At 70.3% G+C, this 1472-nt stretch carries 2 protein-coding genes; one reads left to right on the top strand and one right to left on the bottom strand.

The window, feature by feature from the left end; all coding sequences use genetic code 11:
• Positions 1 to 679: DUF2470 domain-containing protein (locus tag ACFU99_RS43430; protein WP_384404264.1), on the bottom strand; the 679-nt coding region annotated here is incomplete at its 3' end.
• Positions 680 to 734: 55 nt separating this feature from the next.
• Here ACFU99_RS43430 and rpsD point away from each other — a divergent pair.
• Positions 735 to 1346, top strand: coding sequence for a 30S ribosomal protein S4 (gene rpsD, locus ACFU99_RS43425; RefSeq protein ID WP_384404261.1), 612 nt, complete (start codon positions 735 to 737; stop codon positions 1344 to 1346).
• The last annotated feature ends 126 nt before the right edge of the window (positions 1347 to 1472 follow it).

Here is a 1472-nt window from a genome sequence, read left to right as displayed (position 1 = left end):
GCCCGCACAGCGCGCGCACCTGGTCGCCGTGGGCGGAGTGCAGATGCTGGAGCAGGTCCGCCTCGTGGGCGATCAGCGGGTCGGCGACGGCCGCGGCGAACTCCTCGGGCTCGACGCTCTGCGCGCCCCACAGGTCGTCCACGCACGCCTCGCCGACCTCCAGGCGCAGCAGCATCCAGGCCGGCCGGCCGTACTGCCCCGGCACGGGGTCCGGCTGGAGCGCCTCGTCGATGCCGAGCAGCTCGCCGACCGGGTGGCGCTCGGCGAGCAGCATCGCGTACGCGGCCCGCTGCTCGCCGCGTACGGGCGTGAGCCAGCCCGCGATCCAGGCGCGCCCGCGGATGCGGTGCGGGACCGAGACGGGGGCCACGTCGGTGATCTCCATCACGGCGGCGAGGTCGTCGTCCTGGGCGTGCGCGGCGGCTCGGGCCGCCGGAGAGTCGCCAGGAAGCAGCAGTAGCACGTCACCCTCGGGGGTGACAGTTCGCGCCGCGGGGGAGCCGAGAGCGGGCTCCGGGCCCTCCTCGATTCCCGGAATCGAGAGAGAGGCCGTAGCGTTGGATTCGGCGAGGGTTCGTACGCGCTCGGCGGCATCGGGCCGCTGGGCGTCTTCCACGGGGCGCGGCTGACTCGACTCGGTGCTGTCGGTGCTGGGCAGGGGGCTCCCAGGTCGAAACATGCGATCTCCTCCGCTAAGGTAAGCCTAACCTAACTTACATGGAGGTCCGTTCCACGTGAACCAGTCGCGTCCCAAGGTCAAGAAGTCGCGCGCGCTCGGCATCGCGCTGACGCCCAAGGCCGTCAAGTACTTCGAGGCCCGTCCCTACCCGCCCGGCGAGCACGGCCGCGGTCGCAAGCAGAACAGCGACTACAAGGTCCGTCTGCTCGAAAAGCAGCGTCTGCGCGCGCAGTACGACATCAGCGAGCGCCAGATGGTCCGTGCCTACGACCGCGCTCGGAAGGTCGAAGGCAAGACGGGCGAGGCCCTGATCATCGAGCTTGAGCGCCGTCTGGACGCGCTCGTCCTGCGGTCGGGAATCGCCCGCACGATCTACCAGGCCCGCCAGATGGTGGTCCACGGCCACATCGAGGTCAACGGCCGCAAGGTCGACAAGCCCTCCTTCCGCGTCCGTCCCGACGACGTCGTGATGGTCCGCGAGCGCAGCCGCGAGAAGCACCCCTTCCAGGTCGCGCGCGAAGGCGGCTACGACACCGACGGCGAGACCCCGCGCTACCTCCAGGTCAACCTGCCGGCGCTGGCCTTCCGCCTGGACCGGGACCCCAACCGCAAGGAGATCCCGGTGATCTGCGACGAGCAGCTCGTCGTCGAGTACTACGCCCGCTGATCCAGCGGTCCGCAGCACTCCCGGAGCCGGTGTCCCGACACCGGCTCCACCTCAGCCCGCCGTCTCCCCGCCGCTGGGGTTGTTTTTTGTTTCGGGCTGCTGCGTGGTGGCTGGACTAGAGTAGTG

This window comes from Streptomyces sp. NPDC057654 (genome assembly GCF_042800135.1).
Lineage (GTDB): Bacteria > Actinomycetota > Actinomycetes > Streptomycetales > Streptomycetaceae > Streptomyces.
Note: the sequence above shows the minus strand (reverse complement) of the source record. Positions and strands in the feature narration are given on the sequence as shown.